General features: G+C 61.4%; 17 protein-coding genes. 3 read left to right on the top strand and 14 right to left on the bottom strand.

Annotated elements, in window-relative coordinates; genetic code table 11:
* Positions 1-14 precede the first annotated feature (14 nt).
* From L0U81_RS33260 to L0U81_RS33200, 13 genes are all read right to left on the bottom strand, one after another.
* Positions 15-1,157 carry an acyl-CoA dehydrogenase family protein gene (locus L0U81_RS33260; RefSeq protein WP_233810487.1) on the bottom strand — a complete coding sequence of 381 codons (1,143 nt, stop codon included), beginning with the start codon at positions 1,155-1,157 and terminating at the stop codon, positions 15-17.
* Between the two features lie 2 nt (positions 1,158-1,159).
* On the bottom strand, positions 1,160-2,362 hold the full coding sequence (locus L0U81_RS33255; RefSeq protein WP_233810485.1) for an acyl-CoA dehydrogenase family protein: 1,203 nt from the start codon (positions 2,360-2,362) through the stop codon (positions 1,160-1,162).
* Between the two features lie 78 nt (positions 2,363-2,440).
* Positions 2,441-3,220 carry an enoyl-CoA hydratase/isomerase family protein gene (locus L0U81_RS33250; protein WP_233810483.1) on the bottom strand — a complete coding sequence of 260 codons (780 nt, stop codon included), beginning with the start codon at positions 3,218-3,220 and terminating at the stop codon, positions 2,441-2,443.
* Between the two features lie 48 nt (positions 3,221-3,268).
* Complete coding sequence (locus L0U81_RS33245; protein ID WP_267957423.1) at positions 3,269-4,162, bottom strand: crotonase/enoyl-CoA hydratase family protein; 894 nt, start codon at positions 4,160-4,162, stop codon at positions 3,269-3,271.
* A 32-nt stretch (positions 4,163-4,194) separates the two neighbouring features.
* On the bottom strand, positions 4,195-5,727 hold the full coding sequence (locus tag L0U81_RS33240) for a class I adenylate-forming enzyme family protein (RefSeq protein WP_233810479.1): 1,533 nt from the start codon (positions 5,725-5,727) through the stop codon (positions 4,195-4,197).
* A gap of 33 nt (positions 5,728-5,760) precedes the next feature.
* Positions 5,761-6,576 (bottom strand): 2-oxo acid dehydrogenase subunit E2, encoded by an 816-nt coding sequence (locus L0U81_RS33235; protein WP_233810573.1) that lies wholly within the window; start codon positions 6,574-6,576, stop codon positions 5,761-5,763.
* Positions 6,577-6,627: 51 nt separating this feature from the next.
* On the bottom strand, positions 6,628-6,858 hold the full coding sequence (locus L0U81_RS33230; RefSeq protein WP_233810477.1) for a lipoyl domain-containing protein: 231 nt from the start codon (positions 6,856-6,858) through the stop codon (positions 6,628-6,630).
* Between the two features lie 43 nt (positions 6,859-6,901).
* Positions 6,902-7,894 (bottom strand): alpha-ketoacid dehydrogenase subunit beta, encoded by a 993-nt coding sequence (locus tag L0U81_RS33225; protein WP_233810475.1) that lies wholly within the window; start codon positions 7,892-7,894, stop codon positions 6,902-6,904.
* Positions 7,891-8,877, bottom strand: coding sequence for a thiamine pyrophosphate-dependent dehydrogenase E1 component subunit alpha (locus L0U81_RS33220; protein ID WP_233810473.1), 987 nt, complete (start codon positions 8,875-8,877; stop codon positions 7,891-7,893). Before L0U81_RS33220 ends, L0U81_RS33225 begins: the two co-directional genes overlap by 4 nt.
* Positions 8,878-8,893: 16 nt before the next feature.
* Complete coding sequence (locus L0U81_RS33215; protein ID WP_233810471.1) at positions 8,894-10,606, bottom strand: FAD-binding protein; 1,713 nt, start codon at positions 10,604-10,606, stop codon at positions 8,894-8,896.
* On the bottom strand, positions 10,603-11,961 hold the full coding sequence (locus L0U81_RS33210; protein WP_233810469.1) for an aromatic ring-hydroxylating oxygenase subunit alpha: 1,359 nt from the start codon (positions 11,959-11,961) through the stop codon (positions 10,603-10,605). The genes L0U81_RS33215 and L0U81_RS33210 overlap by 4 nt, the downstream gene beginning before the upstream one ends.
* 160 nt (positions 11,962-12,121) lie before the next feature.
* Complete coding sequence (locus tag L0U81_RS33205; protein WP_233810467.1) at positions 12,122-13,054, bottom strand: electron transfer flavoprotein subunit alpha/FixB family protein; 933 nt, start codon at positions 13,052-13,054, stop codon at positions 12,122-12,124.
* A gap of 2 nt (positions 13,055-13,056) precedes the next feature.
* The gene (locus tag L0U81_RS33200; protein WP_233810465.1) at positions 13,057-13,806 is read right to left on the bottom strand and encodes an electron transfer flavoprotein subunit beta/FixA family protein; all 750 of its coding nucleotides are present in this window, start codon (positions 13,804-13,806) and stop codon (positions 13,057-13,059) included.
* Between the two features lie 137 nt (positions 13,807-13,943).
* On the opposite strand from L0U81_RS33200, the gene L0U81_RS33195 reads away from it, so the two are divergent.
* From L0U81_RS33195 to L0U81_RS33185, 3 genes are read left to right on the top strand one after another with little or no spacing between them, the layout of a single operon-like run.
* Positions 13,944-14,954 (top strand): zinc-dependent alcohol dehydrogenase family protein, encoded by a 1,011-nt coding sequence (locus L0U81_RS33195; RefSeq protein ID WP_233810463.1) that lies wholly within the window; start codon positions 13,944-13,946, stop codon positions 14,952-14,954.
* Between the two features lie 32 nt (positions 14,955-14,986).
* Entirely contained in the window at positions 14,987-15,769 is a 783-nt protein-coding gene (locus L0U81_RS33190) for an SDR family oxidoreductase (RefSeq protein ID WP_233810461.1), read from the top strand.
* An 8-nt stretch (positions 15,770-15,777) separates the two neighbouring features.
* Positions 15,778-16,233, top strand: a complete 456-nt coding sequence (locus L0U81_RS33185; RefSeq protein ID WP_233810459.1) for a PaaI family thioesterase — start codon at positions 15,778-15,780, stop codon at positions 16,231-16,233.
* A 106-nt stretch (positions 16,234-16,339) separates the two neighbouring features.
* Here the strand turns inward: L0U81_RS33185 and L0U81_RS33180 are convergent, their stop codons facing one another.
* Positions 16,340-18,823, bottom strand: a complete 2,484-nt coding sequence (locus tag L0U81_RS33180) for an efflux RND transporter permease subunit (protein WP_233810457.1) — start codon at positions 18,821-18,823, stop codon at positions 16,340-16,342.
* Positions 18,824-18,832: the final 9 nt, after the last annotated feature.

Here is an 18,832-nt window from a genome sequence, read left to right as displayed (position 1 = left end):
CCGCCCCTCCGAGGTCAAGAAGCTATTGCCGTCCGGCTGCCTGCCGCAACGCGGTCGAGATGAAAGTCGATATCGCCAAACATCTTTTCCATCATCGTCATCTTGCGGAAGTAGTGCCCCACCGGATATTCCTCGGTGAGCCCCATGCCACCGTGCAACTGGATGCCCTGCGCGCAAACGAAGCGATTTGCGCGCGCCGCAACGGCTTTGGCCGCCGAGATGACGCGGCTGCGTTCGGCCGCCGGTCCGTTCAGGTGCGCGATCCCGCAATACAGCATCGAGCGCGCCTCCTGGGTCGCGACGAACATCTCCGCCATGCGATGCTGCAACGCCTGGAATTTGCCGATCGGTTGGCCGAACTGCGAGCGTCCCTTGATGTACTCCGAGGTAATCGCCATCACGGCTTCCATCATGCCGAGGCTCTCGGCCACGCTCGCCAGAATGGCGAGTTCGGTTGCTTGCGTGAGCACCTCCAGCGCGCGTTCCGGTCCGACGATCAACGCATCTTCACGGAGCTCGACGTTGTGCAGGTCGACATCCGCGGCACGCGATCCATCGAGTAAGCGGTATGAACGGCACGTCACGCCTGCAGCGCGGCGATCGACGAGAAAAACACCCACGCCTTGCGAGGCGCCTTCGACTCGTGCGGTCACGAGCAGTTGATCCACGGACGCGCCAGCGATCACCAGCGTTTTCGCGCCGCTGATGAGGTAACCCGAGGCTGTCTTGAGCGCGCGCGTTTTCTCGTGGCATCCCACCTTGTATCGGCTGCCCGCTTCGCTGTCCGCGAGCGAAAGCAGCAGCCTGCCTTCGATGACGGCGGGCAACAGCGTCTCGCGCTGCCCCGGCGCATCGCCTCGTTCGATGATCGTCGCGCAAAGCAGCGCCGTCTGCACGACCGGCTCGAGCGCCATACCGCGGCCAAGCGCCTCCATCAGGATCGCCGTTTCGATAAACGAGCACCCGAGACCGCCGACATCTTCCGGCATGGTCAGTCCGAGCCAGCCAAGCTCGGCATATGCGCGCCAATGTTCACGGCTGAAGCCCTCTTGCCCCGCCGCGATGCGCGCACGCGCCTCGAATCCATACTCCTGCTGAACATAGCGCTCCGCGCCATCCTTCAGCATCAATTGTTCTTCGGAGAAGTTGAAGTCCATGGCTACAGTCCAAATGCCAGCTTGGCAATGATGTTCTTCTGCACCTCGCGCGCGCCGCCATAGATGGTGGATGCTCGCGCGATGAGATAGCCCGACGTGCGGCCGCCCGTGTAGCCCGGCCAGCTTGCATCGACCGCCCCATCACCATGCGGCTCGCCGTGATCGTCAAAGCGCATCACGCGGGGGCCGAGTGCGTCCACCTGCAGCTGGGTCACGCGCTGTTGCATCTCCGACCCGCTAATCTTCAGCGCAGAGACGACGGCATCGAGATTACGCTCGCTCTTCTCTTCGGCAAGGATGCGCAATACGGACCATTCGAGCGCCATCAGATCCGCTTCGACCTCCGCGACCTTGCGAGCGAACCCGGGTGTGTCGATGAGCCGCACGCCGTCCGCTATCTCCTGCGCGGCGATGTCTTTCGCGCGTTGCAGCTCACGTTTGTTGAAGTAGAGGAACGCGCTCGCCGTGCGCTCCTTTTCCAACAGGTATTTCGCATAGGTCCAGCCCATGCCTGCCTCGCCCACGAGATGCGACTTCGGAACACGCACGTTCTCGAGGAACACTTCGTTCAGGCCCTTGCCGCCCTCGATCGAAACGATCGGACGCACCGTGATGCCGGGCGTGTCCATCTTGACCAGCAGAAACGAGATGCCGCGTTGCGGCTTGACGGTCGTATCAGTTTTGACGAGGAAGAAACCCCAATCGGCAATCGTTGCGTCGCTGGTCCAGATCTTCTGGCCGTTGATGACGTACTCGTCACCGTCGAGCACAGCCGTGGTCTTCAGTCCGGCCAGATCCGAGCCGGCATTCGGTTCCGAAAAGCCCTGACACCAGAACTCGTCGCCACGCAGAATAGGCCCGAGGAAACGCTCCTTCTGACAGTCCGAGCCGAACGCGATGATGACGGGCGCCACCATCTGCGTAGACTGCCATCCGTAGTCCATGGCGTCGGCGTTGTACAGCTCTTCCATGAAGATATGCTTGCGAAGCGCACTCCAGCCGGTGCCCCCATGCTCGGCCGGCCAATGAGGCGCGCCCCAACCGCGCTCGTACAAAATGCGCTGCCATCTGCGGATATCATCGCGCGCAGGCGGATGCACGCCAACACGCCAGCGGCGCGAAATGTCCGCCGGCGCATGCTCGTTGAAAAACTTCCCGACTTCCTGACGAAATGACTCGTCTTCCTCGCTATAGCCAAAATGCATGCCTCACTCCTGAATCCCTTTCGCCCTCATTTGCCTGCTTTTTCACGGCGCCGCGCCGCGCTCGCGCGGGTCCTCCCCCTAGCGGCCCCTGAAAACGGGGGCGCGCTTTTCCCTCGCTGCGAGCCGGCCCTCCGCTGCATCCTCGGAGTTCACCGCGAGCGCCACCGCGTTGAGTTCCTGGGCAAGAAACTCTTCCATGCCGCCGGTGTTCAACCTGAACAAGTGCTTGGTGAGACCGAGCGAAAAAGTCGGTCCAGCTGCCAGTTCGCCGGCCAGCTTTTCGGCGGCGGCGTCAAGGCCAGCGTCCTCGACAAGATGGCTGGCAAGACCCATATCGAGCGCTTCCTTGCCACTCAATCGGCGATTCAGATACATGATTTCCTTGGCGCGAAATTCGCCGCAATGACGCGCAAGCAGATGCACCATGCCACCTTCAGGTAAGGTGGCGCGCATCAGGAAGGCGGGAATGAACTGCGCCGTATCGGAAACGATGAGCTGGTCCGCGCAAAGCGCGAAGCTCCACGCAATTCCCACGGCAACGCCACGTACTGCCGCGACCACCGGTTTGTTGAGGTTGTACAGCCCAAGCGCGACCTTCTGATACACCGCCATCGAAGCGCGAGCATGTGCCACGCTCATTTGCGGCGGCGCGGCGCCGCTGCCCTTAATGTCGGCGCCAGCGCAAAAAGCGCGGCCGGCGCCAGTGAGAATCACCGCGCGAATCTCCGGATCGTGTTCGATACGATCGATGTGGCCAAGAATCAGCTGAAGCATCTCCGGCGTCAGCGCATTGAGCTTCTCGGGGCGGTTCAGGCGCAGCGTTGCGAGCCCGCCATTGAATGTGAGTTCAACGTCCATGATGTTCGGATCTTCGTTTGGGTTGGATTCGTTGCAGCAAACGACCGGTCAACTGCCGCGGGCGTGCAGGCGGATCATCCCGTCGCCGAACGGCTCGTCGCGGCGCTTCAACGCTTCCTTGAGACCAACCGCTTCCATGTCCGCCTTGAATTGCGCGCGACGCGGCCCCTGGCTCTGGTGAGCGCGGGCGTCGTTCTCCACCGCGAGGCGTTGAAGCGTGCGCGAGCCGGCCAACTCCAACCCGAGGTTGACGATGCGCTTATTCGCAGCCAGCAGATCGGCGTCGACGAAGGACAGGCGGCGCGCCAGTTCGCTGACTTCCGCGTCAAGCTCCTCGGCCGGCACCGCATCCATGATGAGCCCTATCTTCGCGGCGTCGCGGCCCGTAAGCGAGTCGCCGGACAGCAGCAGACGCTTCGCCCACTGTGGGCCCACGTGATAGAACCACATATGCGCAGGCGGCGAGCCGTTCGCGCGCGTGGCGGGAAACCCGATCCTTGCATTGTCGGCGGCGATCACCATGTCGCACGCGAGCGCGAGATCCGTGCCGCCAGCGAGACAATTGCCATGGACCTGCGCGATGATCGGTTTGTGGATTTCGGCCATCAGATTAACCGTCTCCGACTGCCGCTCCATCGACCAGCAGTCGTCGTCGAAACTGCGAATCGCGCCACGATAATCACCTGGATCAATGGCGTCCGCGGCTCGATCCGAATACGTCGTCACAAGATCGTAACCCGCGCAGAAGTCACGGCCAGCTCCCGACAACACGATCGCGTTCACCGATTTGAGGTCGTCAGCTTCGAGCAACGCCGCTTTGAGTTCCTGCAGAAGCGGATTGTTGATGGCGTTGCGTTTGTCCGGACGATTCAGCGTGATACGCGCAACGCGTTCCACTACTTCAAACTTCACGCACTCCGAACTTTTGAGCCATTTGGCCATGGTCGATCCTCTCCAAATGAGGCGATTGCCGTTCACTGGGCAAACTGTTTGCGCAAGCTCACCTTGCTGATCTTGCCCGTCGGCAGCCTTGGCAGTTCGTCGACGAACGCAATGGCTTTCGGACATTTGTAGCTCGCGATCAGGCTGCGGCAGAACTCGATCAACTCGGCTTCGCCTGCTGGCTCGCCCCGGCGCAACACGACGATCGCCATGACGCACTCTCCCCACTTCTCGTGCGGCACGCCGATCACCGCCACGTCGACGACCGCCGGATGCTGGACCAGCGCATCTTCCACTTCACGGCTGTAAATGTTTTCGCCGCCTGAAATGATCATGTCCTTCTTGCGGTCAACGAGGAAGATGTAGCCGTCCTCGTCCTGGTAGCCCATGTCGCCCGAGCGATACCAACCGTCGCGCAGCGCTTCGACCGTCGCCACGCTGTTGTTCCAGTAGCCACTCAATTGCGTCTCCGAGCGCAGCCATACCTCGCCGGTCTGGCCTTGCGGCAAATCGTTGCCGTGATCGTCAACGATGCGCAGGTCGATGCCGGGACACGGGCGTCCCACCGATGCGAGGCGCCGTACCTGTTCCGGGGACCCTTTGGGCTTGACCTCATGCGCAGGCAGCCAGCAGGCGTTGCTCTCGGTCATGCCATACTGGACCGAAAACACGGGGCCGAGCACCTGAATGCCGCGCGAAAGCAGCGGCGGCGGCACCGGTGCAGCCGCAGTGACGATGTTTTCGATGCTTGACACGTCATAGCTCGACAGCTCTGGCACGTCGAGGACCGCCTGAAGCATCGCGGCAACCATGAAGGTGAAGGTGATGCGTTCTTGCGCGATGGTCTCCAGCATGTGCTTCGGGTCGAACGCGCGATGTACGACCGTCGTGCCGCCCATCCAGGCCACCGAATTAACGAAGCCAATGCCCCCGACATGAAACGCCGGCGTCGTTTGTAGCACCCGCGTATTGCCCGAAAACTCGGTCACCAGCGCGCAGCTTTCCGCAGTGACGCACATGGCATGGTGCGTGCGCACGACGCCCTTGGGACGCCCGGTGGTGCCGCTCGTGTACATCAGGTACGCGTAATCTTCCGGATTCGAGCGAATCGGCGGCCCTTCCACGGGGCCGTCTTCCATCACGGCCTCGAATGAAACGGCCCAATCCGGCGCGTCGCCGATGCAGATGTACTGCTCGATTTCGGGCAATTGCGAACGCAGTCCGTCCACGATATCGGCATACTGGGTCTCGAATACGAGCGCTTTGGGAGCGGCATCCTTGAGAATGTAAAGAATCTCAGCGGGCGCCAGCCGAAAGTTGACGGTTGCGAGAATAAAGCCAGCCCACTCGCATGCGCGGTAGCTCTCGTAGTACTCCGCGCAATTCATCGCGAGGATCGCAACCCGGTCCTGGCGTCGCAGGCCACGCTCATAGAGCGCTCCCGAAAAGCGGCGCGCACGCTCCGCCAACTGACTATGCGTCAGACGCCGTTCCGCGTACGCGAGCGCCGTGTGGTCGGCATGCAAGCGAGCGTTTCGCTCGATCATCTCACCAAGGGTTCTCATCTCAATCCCGTCGTTGTTTGGTCAGATCGTCTGTTAGCCTGCGAGCGTCTGCGGATCGGCCAGCACGGTTCCAACGAAGGCAGCGAAGCGCGCCGCATCGGCTCCGTTGATAACCCGATGGTCGTAGCTGAGCGACAGGGGCAACATCTTGCGCCAGCTCACGCCGCCGTCATCCGCCGGCGTGGGAGCCAACCGGGTTTTGGTCACGCCGAGAATCGCCACCTCCGGCGCGTTGACGATCGGCGTAAAGCCGGTACCGCCGAAGCCACCGAGCGAACTGATCGAGAAGCAACCACCGGACATCTCTGCCATCGATAGTCCCTTTTCGCGCGCCTTCTGCGAAATCGCTGCCAGTTCCACCGCGAGTTCTTCGAGGCTTTTCTTGTCGCAATTGCGCAGCACTGGCACGAGCAATCCAAAACGCGTGTCCACCGCGACCCCGATATGAAAGTACTTCTTGAGAACGATGTTTTTGCCGTCACCGTCGAGCGACGCGTTGAATTGCGGAAACTCCTGCAAAGCCCGCACCACGGCTTTGATCAGGAAGACGAGCGGCGTCAGCTTGACCAACGGATTCGCCTCATTACGCGCCTTGCGATAGCTTTCCAGCGACGTAATATCCGCGTCGTCGTGGTGGGTCACATGCGGAATCGTCAGCCAATTGCGCGACAGGAAAGCACCTGTAAGCTTCTGGATGCGCGACACCGGCTTCACCTCCACCTCGCCGAATTCCGTGAAATCGACCTGCGGCCAGGGCGGCAAATTCGAACCGAATGCGGGGGTTGCGGCTTCGCCAGATCCGGCCTGCGCATTGCCCTGCGGCCGGTTAGCAACGGATTCGACACTCATCGCGGATGCCTCTTCGAATGACTCTTGAAAAACGGGACGGCCTGCGGCCAATCAGACGATTTCGGCTAGCACGGTGCCGACGGGATACACTTCGCCAACCTGGGCAACGATGCGCAGCGTGCCCGACGCCGGCGACTCGACTTCCTGAATCGATTTGTCGCTCTCGAGCGCGTAAAGGATTTGCCCTTCGCTCACGGTGGCGCCGTCTTCCGCTAGCCATTCGGCAAGCGTACCTTCATTCATCGAGAAACCCAGTTTGGGAAGCAGAACTTGTGTGGTCATGACCTTGCTCTATTGATGATGGAATTTCCAGGTGGCGCGCCAGTCATTTCAGCGTCGCGCGAACCGCCGCTTCGATCTCGGCCACGCCCGGTACGAACGCGTCTTCGAGCGGCTTGGAGAACGGCACTGGGCAGAATTGCGCGCCCACGCGCTGCACGGGCGCTTTGAGCTCACGAAACAGAGCCTCGTAGATGCGCGACGCGATTTCCGCACCCACGCCGAATGGCTTGACGGCCTCGTGTACGACAACCGCACGCCCTGTTTTTGCAACCGAAGTCAGGATGGTTTCAGTATCCAGAGGAGAGACCGTGCGCAAATCGATCACTTCACAGGCGATCCCGTCCTTGGCGAGCGCCTCCGCGACAACCATGACCTCCTGCACACGGCGGCTGTAGCTGATCACCGTTACGTCGGTGCCTGCACGCACGACGTTGGCCTTTCCAAGCGGAATCGCCACGCCGCGCTCCGGCGCGTTGCCCGGGTTCCAGTACGACGGCATGTTCTCGATGAAAAGGCAGGGATCGTCATCGCGGATACAGGACAACATGAGGCCATACGCATCAGCAGGATTCGACGGTGCGACGACCTTGATGCCAGCGACGTGCGCGAACCAGGCCTCGAGATAGTCTGCGTGCTGACCGCCCGTGCCGAAGCCCGCACCTGTCATGGTGCGGATCACGATCGGTACGTTGGTCTGTCCTCCCGACATGAAGCGCAGTTTCGCGGCGTGATTCACGATCATGTCCATCGCGACAGTCGTGAAGTTCATCAGCATGATCTCCGCCACGGGACGCATCCCGACCATCGAAGCGCCGATTGCCGCACCGATGATGGCCTGCTCCGAGATTGGCGTCGAACGCACGCGCGAGGTGCCGTATTTCGACGACAGTCCCTTGGTTACGCCGACAATGCCGCCTTCCTGGCCGTCGGCAACGTCTTCACCCAGCACGATGACGTCGGCGTCCGCGGCCATCGCGTCGTCGAGCGCGAAGTTCACCGCCTGGATCGTGTTGATGTTGGTTGGCAGTTGGCTCATGCAAGCACCTCGTCCTTGAAGATGTCGCGCCGCAGCTCCGCAACATCGGGATATTCGCTCGACAGCGTGAATTCGACCGCAGCGTCAATTTGCGCCTCGTGTTCGGCTTCCATCGCGGCCAGTTGCTCCTCGCTCGCATGCTTGGCGTCGATGAGCCACTGACGGAATAGCGGCACTGGATCCCTGGCGACCCAGGCCGCCTTTTCGTGCTTGTCCATATAGGCGTCCGGGTCGCCGAACACGTGCCCCTGAAAGCGGAACGTGTTCGCTTCGATCAGCGTCGGGCCGTCACCGTTGCGCGCGCGCTCGACCGCTTCGCGCGCCGCCCCGTGCATCGCGATCGGATCGTTGCCGTTCACGGTGATGCCGGGCATCTGGTACGCGACCGCGCGCTGCGCGATATTCGCCACCGACGTGCCGTAAGCGTATTTGGTGTGCTCCGCGTAGCCGTTGTTCTGGCACACGAAAATCACCGGCAACTTCCACACGGACGCCATGTTCAGCGACTCGTGGAACGCACCAATGTTTGAGGCACCATCACCGAAGTAGGCCACGGCCACACGCGGCTCACCACGAATCTGCGCGGCGAGCGCAAGCCCGTTCGCGATCGGCATCGAACTGCCGACAATGCCGGTCGTCACCATCACACCGGAGGCGGGATGGGTGACGTGCATCGGGCCACCCTTGCCTTTGCACGTGCCCGTTACCCGCCCCCCGAGCTCGGCCCAGAGTTCCTTGAGCGGCACGCCCTTGGCGATCATGTCGTGAACGCCGCGGTAGATCGTGCAGATGTAGTCGTCGTCGGTAAGACACACCGACATCGCCGACGGAATCACTTCCTGCCCGCGCGGCGAGTAGTACGGCATGACCAGCTTGCCGGCCTTGATAACGGCACGAAAGCGCTCATCGTTCTGCTTGATGAGAGCCATGCGCCGGTAAATGTCGACCAGAACTTCACTGCTGGGCGGCTGATAGGCATTCATTCGGAACCCTCCTCTGTTACCAGATCTTTGGCGCGCCGCTAGCATGCAGCGCCGCGATGTAACCGAACACGAACGACGCGCCGATGCTGCTGCCGGCGCCGGGATAACACCGGCCAACCACGGATGCAGTGCAGTTGCCGGTGGCGTACAGCCCAGGAATCTGCGAACCATCGTCCTTGAGCACACGTCCGAACTCGTCAGTCACGAGACCGCCTGCCGTGCCCACATCCCCTGGATACATGCGCACGGCGTAGAACGGCCCCTCTTCGATTGGCCCGAGATTCGGGTTCGGCTTGATGGTCGGATCACCGTGACAACGATCGAACGCGCGCGAACCGCGACCATAGTCCTCGTCGATGCCCGATTCGCAGAAGCCATTGAAGCGCTTGACGGTCTTGAGCAGACCAGCGCGGTCAATACTGCATTTCTCGGCCAGTTCTTCGAGCGTGTCAGCTTTGATCATGTATCCACTGTCGAGCCACTTCTGCGGAATCTGGCCCGGCATCGCCGTGCCCCACGGGTAGTACTTACGCTGGCGGCTGTCCATGACGACCCACGCGGGCACGGCCTTACCAGTCTGCTTGTGCCGCTGATACATGCGTTGACCGATCTCCATGTACGCCCCCGCTTCGTCGCAAAAGCGCTCGCCGTCCTGATCGACCATGATTGAAAACGGCAACGATAGATCGAGGTGATGCATGAACGGCAGCGGTGAACCATCCGGTGCACGCGCGCCTTCGGGGAGTTCCTCATTGGGGCCAAGCGACGTCACGACCCACCAGGCTTCTTCCATGCAGTCCACCGCGCCGCCGAGCGCGATGGCGGCTTGCAGAATTTCACCGGTATCGCCTGGATTCGCATTGGTCCAGTCGGCAGACGACGGCTGTGGCTGGTACTTGCGGCGCATTTCCGCGTTGCGAGAAAAGCCGCCGGTATTGAGCAGGACGCCCTGGCGAGCGCGCACGCGCAACTCGCGACCGCCCCTCACCGCGACAATGCCGGTCACGCGCCCTTCTTCGACGATGAACTCGCGCACAGGCGTGTCCGTCCAGATCGGCACGTTCGCGCGCAACGCCATCTGCAGCATGCGCCCCTGAATCGCCGCGCCGTTAGCCACCAGCTCCTTGCCAGTGATCTTCTGGTAGAGCATGCGTCCGCCAAGCTGCATCGCCTTCCGCTTACCGCCCCACGTGCGCTTCATCAGAAAAAGTTGCGGGTACTCGTCCGAGTTGGCCGGCATCGAAGGGCCCTTGTAGCGCGACAGACGCGGCGCCCATTCACCCAGCTCCTTCACATCGAACAACTTCGCCAGCAGTGATCGACCGCGCGGTTCGCCGCCGGGCAGCGTGTCGTAGTAATCGGACCAGCCGTCTGCGTACACGAACCGCATGCCCTGCTGTTCGAGAAACTCAGCCATTTTTGGCCCGGTCCGCAAATAAGCCTCGCGGCGCGCCTCCGACGTCCCTGGGCCCTGGTACGTTACCGCTGCGTCGAAGTACTGGCGCGCGCGCTCATATGAATCGCTCACGCCACGACGTTTCATCACGTGATTGTTAGGTAGCCACCACACCCCGCCCGAATAACCCGTCGAGCCGCCGACCTTTGACTGCTTCTCGATGATGAGCGCCTCCTTGCCCACCGACCTGCAGGCAAGCGCCGCACACATCGAACCGCCGCCACTGCCGACCACCACGAAATCGTAGGTTGCGTCCCAGGCTACCGCCATCATTCCTCCCGCGCGATGAATTCGCGCAACGCGCGATGGAAGTTCGAAACCGACGTTTCCTGCAGCGGATTCGTGCGTGAGCCCTTGAAGCCACGCGACTTCATGCCCTGCTGCACGTTGGTCATGTTCTGGAAGTCCTGCCACAGGATCAGGCCGAAGTTCTCCTGTGCGTTTTCCTTCCAGTCGTCCACACCGTAGTAGAACTCACGCTTCAGGGGCGGCTCCGCGCCCGGCGCGAAACGCTGCAGCGACCAGATGTCGTAGATGCAGGAATCGGGGTTGTCGCCGTCAGGCCGAGCGCGATAGAACAGCGCGCCGTCCGGGTACGGGAGAAATATCAGGTTCGGGAACACGTGCCAGTCCGCACCCGCACGGCCGAGTTGCTCGAAAGTGATCTCAGGCCAGCCTGCACCTTCGGCCATGGCCGCCTCCCGCTGGAATTCCATTGCTTTCGCAAGGACTTCGAACTGGTTGCCCGACGGCGACATTTCTTGCATGAGGCGCTTCGCGGCGTCGTAGTCACGAGCGGTATTAATGGCCTTAAGTGTCTCTTCCATGACACGGAAGAAGTTCACGAGACCTTGGCGCACGTCCTCTGGCATCGGCTTGCCGGTTCGCGGGGAGGGCGCACCGATCAGACGCGTGGCTGTCGAGTAACCGAACATGCCATGGCGGCCATAGGCGAAGCTGCGCGTCACGTCGTCGCCGGCAACGTCGAGCAGTTGCGGATGCGTTGCTGCTACGTGATAGCCTTCGTTGAACGCTTCGAGTGCAACCTTCCAGTTGCAGGGCAGACGAATCGACTTATACCAACGGTAGCGCATCTTCTCGAACTCGAAGCAGTTCGTGATCTCCGGCACCGGATCGAGGAATTTGGCGAGCGGCTCGGCATTGGGGTCCATGTTGATGAACACGAAACCGCCCCACGTATCCACCAGAACATCGGCGAGGCGCAGATCGCCGTCGGCCATTTCCGGACAGCCGGCCCAGTCGTCACGATCGAGCACGCGCGCTACGCTGCCATCCAGATTCCATTGCCACCCGTGATAGGCGCAGTGAAATTTCGCGGCCTTGCCGCAGCCGTTGGTCAAGCGACGGCCACGATGCTGGCAGACGTTGAAATAGGCCTTGATCTCATCAGCCGCCGTACGCACAACGATGATCGACTCGCCGGCCACGTCGAAAGTAACGTAATCGCCGACGTTGGGAATCTCTTCCAGCCGGCAGGCAACCTGCCACACGCGCGGCCACAGGCGCCCGTTCTCCCGTTCGAGAAATTGCTTCGACAGGTAACTGTCCTTCGGGACAAAATCGAGGCGGACTGTGTGTTCACCCGAATCGGGACGTCTGTTACCCATTGATATCTCCTTCGTGATGTGGCCGGCGTAAGCGCCGGTTTCGGCTCTTTTGTGTAATGGCCGCCTGGTTCGCGGTCATTATGCAACTTCTCGTGCATTTATTATGAACGGCGTTCAGATGCTAGGCTGACGCCCGGATTGCTGTCAATCCGGGGGAACGTCAATCGAGCGCAGCGGTCAGCGCCGGAACAGCTTCGAAGAGGTCGGCGTTGAGACCATAGTCGGCCACCTGAAAGATGGGCGCCTCGGCATCCTTGTTGATCGCGACGATGACTTTCGAATCCTTCATGCCGGCGAGGTGCTGAATGGCCCCCGATATGCCCACGGCAATGTACAACTGAGGCGCGACGATCTTGCCTGTCTGGCCGACCTGATAGTCGTTCGGCACGAAACCGGCGTCGACAGCCGCGCGCGACGCGCCGACGGCCGCGCCAAGCTTGTCCGCAAGCGCGTCGAGAAGCTTGAAGTTCTCGCCGTTCTGCATGCCGCGGCCGCCCGACACTACGATGTTTGCGGCGGCCAGCTCCGGCCGGCTCGACTTCGTCAATTCCTGCCCGACAAAACGGGCCTTATCGAAAGCCGGGGCCGATGTAACAGCACGTGACGACGCGGTGGCCGAACCGGTAGCTGCCGCATCGAAGGCGGTCGGACGAATCGTGATGACCTTGATCGGGTCGGACGATTGCACCGTTGCGAGTGCATTGCCAGCGTAGATCGGGCGCACGAAAACATCGGGTCCCTTGAAGGCAACGACGTCTGAAATCTGCGCGCTGTCGAGCAACGCCGCCACACGGGGCATGAAGTTTTTGCCCACGGCCGTCGACGCTGCGATCACATGGGTATAGGCGCCGGCCAGTGAAACGACCAGTGCGGCGAGGTTTTCTGGCAGCCCGTGTGCGTACTCGGGTGCATCCGCGACGAGCACTTCGGCGACGCCGGCCACGCTCGCGGCTTGCTCTACAACGGATGACGCACCGTGGCCCGCCACCAGCACATGAATGTCGCGGCCCGCTGCGCCCGCCGCCGTGACGGCGTTGAGCGTGGCGCGCTTAAGGGTTGCATTGTCGTGTTCGGCGATAACGAGAATAGTCATGATCAGATCACCTTCGCTTCGTTGCGAAGCTTTTCAATCAGCGCTGCAACATCCGGGACCATCACTCCGCCCTTACGGGATGGGGGCTCGGTCACTTCGAGAACCTTCAGACGAGGCGCGACGTCAACGCCCAACGCCTCGGGGCTCAACGTCTCCAGAGGCTTCTTCTTGGCTTTCATAATGTTGGGCAGCGTCACATACCGCGGACTGTTCAGGCGCAAATCCGTCGTGATCACGGCGGGCAGATCGAGCGCGATCCGTTCGAGGCCGCCATCGATCTCACGCGTGACGAGTAGTTGTTGACCGTCCACTTCCGTCTTGAACGCGAACGTCGCTTGTGGCCACCCAAGCAATGCGGCTAGCTTCTGTCCGGTTTGGCCTGCATCGTTGTCGATCGCCTGCTTGCCGAGCAATACCAATTGCGGATTTTCCCGCGCGGCCAAGGCGGCCAGCAGCTTCGCGACTGCGAGCGGCTGCAAATCTACATCGCTCTCCACGAGCACGGCGCGATCGCCCCCCATGGCGAGTGCGGTACGCAGTACCTCCTGCGATTGAGCGGTTCCGGCCGACACCACGACTACTTCACTCGCAACGCCAGCTTCCTTCAGGCGCACTGCCTCCTCCACCGCGATCTCGTCGAACGGGTTCATGGCCATTTTCACGTTGGCCAGATCGACGCCAGAGCCGTCGGACTTCACTCGAGGTTTCACGTTGTAGTCGATCACGCGCTTCACCGCGACCAGTATCTTCAATTTGACGCTCCGAACGCTTTGTTGAACAATGTTCTATATTCTGAACTCATCTTTTTGCTGCTGTCAACGACAAGAATGAGGAAAGCGTCGCTCGGCACCCAATCCGATGCCCTCGTTCACCACCATGGAGACGACAAATGAAGCTCTATCGATGCGAGCGTTTTGAAGGCATTGCGGGCCTGGCGTTATGCGAGGAACCCGATCCGGGGCCTCCCGGCGCTTATCAGGTATTGGTGCAGATCAATGCCAGTTCGCTGAATTTCCGAGAGTTGCTGCTGATGAACGGTGCGTTTCGCGACTGGATGCAGCCCAACTTCATTCCGGCCTCGGATGGCGCGGGCGTCGTGCTTGCCGTCGGCGCGGGCGTACGGCGCTTCAGGGCCGGAGACCGCGTGATGGCCAATTTTGCGGAGAACTGGCATGGCGGCACGCGCCCGCAACACGCAGATACTTTGGGCCGCGGCGCCATTGTCGAAGGAATGCTCCGCGAGAAGGTGGTACTCAGCGAGGAAGAGCTGGTTGGTGTTCCGGATCACCTTTCGGATGAGGAAGCCGCCACGCTGCCTTGCGCCGCGGTCACCGCATGGAACGCGCTGTGCCAGCATGCGCCTCTGCTGCCGGGTCAATCCGTTCTCGTGCAAGGCTCCGGCGGCGTATCTATCTTCGCTTTGCAACTGGCACGTCTATTCGGCGCCCGCGTGATCGCCACTTCGTCGAGCGAAACGAAGCTCAATCGCCTTGCCGAACTCGGCGCCGACGCCACGATCAACTACCGCGACACGCCGAATTGGGATGACGCCGTGCTACGCCTGACGGATGGCCGTGGGGTCGATCTCGTCGTCGAGGTGGGTGGCGCTCAAACTTTCAGCAAGTCCGTTGCCGCCACACGCGACGGCGGCCGAATCAGCGTCGTGGGGCTGCTGACCGGCGCCCCTTCTCCCGGCGAGGGATTCTTCACGCGCGGGCTGTCGATCGCACCGATTCGCGTCGGCTCACGTCAGGATTTCGAGTCCATGAACCGTGCAATCGCGTTGCACAAACTCAGGCCGGTCATCGACTCGGTTTATGACTTTGCGCATGCACCGGATGCGCTTCAGTACCTCGAAAGCCAGAAGCATTTCGGCAAGATCGTCATTCGCCATCGTTGACCAGCCTTCGCATGATCCACTGGAGTCAGAACATGAAACAGTTTTCGCTGGAAGGACAGATTGCCCTCATCACCGGCGCATCGCGCGGTCTCGGTTATGCCATGGCGTCCGCGTTAGCGTCAGCAGGGGCGACCGTCATCCTCTGCGCGCGTTCGCGCACGAGCCTCGAAACGGCCGCGGAATCGATCCGCAACACGGGCGGTAACGTCGATATCGAACCATTCGACCTCACCGATCAGCACGCCATCCGAAACGGCGTTCGCAATGTCCTCGCGCGCTATGGACGCGTCGACGTACTGCTCAACAACGCAGGCATTTGCGAGTGGAGCGACTTTCTCCAGTCGAACGTAGAAATGTGGCAAAGAACGATGGATATAAACGTCACGGCCGCATACCTGCTCGCGCAGGAAGTGGCGCGTCCCATGATCCAACACGGCCACGGACGCATCATCAACGTCGGCTCTTATGTGTCGGTGCTCGGTCGCGAGAAGCTTCAGGCGTACGTGGCCAGCAAGCACGCCATCGCAGGGCTCACGAAATCGCTCGGCGCAGAGTTGGGCAAACACGGCATTCGTTGCAACGGCATCTGCCCGGGCTACTTTCTCACCGATATGGCTGAGCCCGTTTCGTCCAATCCGCAAATGAAGGAGATCGTGCGCTCGCATATCTCCGTGGGCCGCTGGGGGAACCCGGAGGAACTCGGCGGTGTTGCCGTGTTTCTCGCCTCCGAGGCGAGCTCCTACATGAACGGGCAAATGCTGATGGTCGACGGCGGAGTCTCGGAAATCCTGAGCTTCTCGATGTCCGTGGTGTAGGGCGCGATATGAGCGCCAAACTCACGATCCAGCAGATTCAGCAACGCATCGACCGGTCGCCCGCCAACCGATGGTTGGGCATCACCGTCCTGGACCTTGAAGACAGCGGTATTACGCTGCAGATGCCAGTTCGCGCCGAAATGACCGGCAATCCCGACACCCGCGTTTTACACGGCGGGTTTATGGGTTGTCTCATCGACACGGCATGCTCATTTGCAGTCATCGCGCAGACAGGCGAGAGCGTGGTAACGATCGACCTCAGTGTGGATTTTCATGAGGCGCAACGCTCACCTCTGCTCGTCGCAACAGCGAGCGTGCTGCGCATCGGTCGCCGTATCGCTTCAACCGAGGTTCGGGTGACCGAAGCAGATGGCAGGCTCGTGGCGAGCGGAAGGGCCGTCTTCGCGAACGTGCCCTTCACGCCCCATGCGCGCCGCAAGGACTCCGGGAGCCGCTCGCCCTGACGCGCGATTGTCCTGAACACGAACTGGCCCGCTATCTGCACAATTGGCGGGCCAATTCATCGGTGCTGCGGGCGATCCCGCGCGTAAAGCGGCACGCGCCATACAGTTACGACCGCAGCGTCACCTCGCCACTACAGGCCTCGACGTTCGCTGAGCCCGCCGCTACGCCCTTCGCCACTGCCCTACGCGAAATGCCTTGCAAAAGGAAATGCGACAGCGCAGGAATGAGGATGAGCGCGCCGATCATGTTCCACAGGAACATGAACGTCAGCAGGATGCCCATGTCCGCCTGGAACTTGATCGGCGAGAACGCCCACGTCACAACACCGGCCGCCAGCGTCACCCCAACCAGCGCCACGACCTTGCCCGTGAACTGCACCGCATGACGATAAGCCACGCGCAGCGGTTGCCCCGCGCGCTGATATGCGAGCTGCACGCTCAGCAGATAGAGCGCATAGTCGACGCCAATCCCCACGCCCAGTGCAATCACAGGCAGCGTCGCCACCTTAACGCCGATCCCGAGCTTGACCATGAGCGCCTCGCACAGCACCGAAGTGATCCCGAGCGGCACGACAGCTACCACGACCGCGCGCCAGCTGCGGAACGTGATAAAGCACAGGAGGATCACCGCAGCGTACACCATGAACAGCATGGTGCGGTTCGCTTTTGCGACGACCACGTTCGTCACTGCATCGATACCGGCAGAGCCGGCAACCATCAGGAACTGGTGATCGTCGTCGCTATGTGCTTTGGCAAATGCCTCTGCTGCCTCCATGACGCGCGAGAGCGTCGCGGCTTTGTGATCGGTCAGATACGCAATGACGGGCGCTGTGCCGCAAGTTTGGCTTAGGAGGTCCGGATGGTCGAGCAGGATCTGCCACACTGTCTTGTTCACGATCGATGGCACGCGGTCGATCGTGTACCACTTCGGGTATCCCTCGTAGAAGCCCGCGGTCATCCAACGCGCGAGGCCGCCGACCGAAGTCGTCGTCTGCACGCCCGGCACGCCGCGTAGCGCGGTTTCGAGCCGGTCAGCTTCGAGCACGAGCGGGAAGTTGTTGGCGTCGCAGGTGCCGTGCGACGACTTGCCGACCACGACGAAAAGGTCGCTCGACAGGCCGAAATGCGCATTGGTGTACGCGTTGTCCAGGTTGTAGCGCGAGTCGGGTCTGAGTTCCGGCGCGCCTGAATCGAGGTCGCCGATCTGCAGATGCTGACTGATCGACCAGCCGACCGCAGTGAGTGCCGCCGCGCAAACGATCGCACCCACGGCCCAGCGGCGCTCGGTGAAGCGATCGAGCAGATTCCATAGCGCGCCCGCCGACGAGGTGCCGAGCGCATCGTTCTGCTCGCCACGCACGCTACGTCGTGCAGCCGACGGACTCACGCCGACGTATGAGAGCAGTACCGGCAGCAGCAGCAGGTTCGTGAAGACAAGCACACCCACGCCAACGCTCGCGGTGAACGCCAGATCCTTGATCACCGGAATGTCAATGACCATCAGCACGGCGAAGCCGACCACGTCCGCGAGCAACGCCGTGAGACCGGCAAGGAAGAGCCGCCGGAACGTGTAGCGTGCCGCGACGTAGCGATGCGTGCCGCGCCCGATGTCCTGCGTGATCCCGTTCATCTTCTGCGCGCCATGCGAGACGCCGATGGCAAAAACCAGGAACGGCACCAGCACCGAATAAGGGTCCAGCACATAGCCGAGCGTGCGAATGATGCCGAGCTGCCAGACCACGGCAATCAGCGAACACGCCACCACCAGCAGCGTGCTGCGATAGCAGCGCGTGTAGAGAAAGATCACCGCGAGCGCGATTGCCGCGGCCACGCCGAAGTACATCGCTACGAGCTTCAAGCCGTCGATCAGGTCGCCGATCAGCTTCGCGAAGCCCACCACGTGTACGTGCACCTCGCCGTGACCCTCGTGCTTGATGACATCGTCGATCTGGTGTGAAAGCTTTGCATAGTCGAGCGGCTTGCCGGTATCGGCATAATGATCGAGCAGCGGTAGCTGGATCATGCTCGAATGCAGATCATTCGACACGATGCTGCCCACGATATTTGCCCGCGCAATGTTCGTGCGTAGCTGTGCGATTGCCTGAGCGGCCCCGTCGAAGCCGTCTGGCATCACCGGGCCACCTGCAAAGCCGCGCTCCGTGACTACGTTCCAGCGGACGATCGGCATCCAGATCGACTTCACGCCAGGACGGTCGACACCGGGAATCAGGAACAAGGCATCGTTGATGCGCCGCAGCGCAGCGAGATACTTTGGATCGTAGATGTCGCCCGAGGGGTTCTCGACGACGATTCGCAGCGAATTGCCGAGCCCTTTGAGGTCCGCCTTGTTGGCAAGATAGTTCTTGATGTAGGGATGCGAGAGCGGAATCATCTTCTCGAAACTCGCATTCACATCGAGCCGCAGCGCCTGAAGCCCCAGCACCGCCGTGATGATTGCGCAGATGACGATGAGCCAGGGACGGCGGTTGAAGATCAGCCGTTCAAGCGCGTTGCCTGAACGTGAATCGAACTGGGCAAGATCTGCCACCACGGGCATCTTGTCGAATTGGGCATTGTTGCCGCCAGCCATGTCTGCTCC

Source organism: Paraburkholderia sp. HP33-1, assembly GCF_021390595.1.
Classification (GTDB): Bacteria; Pseudomonadota; Gammaproteobacteria; order Burkholderiales; family Burkholderiaceae; genus Paraburkholderia.
This window is presented reverse-complemented; position numbering and strand designations above follow the sequence as displayed.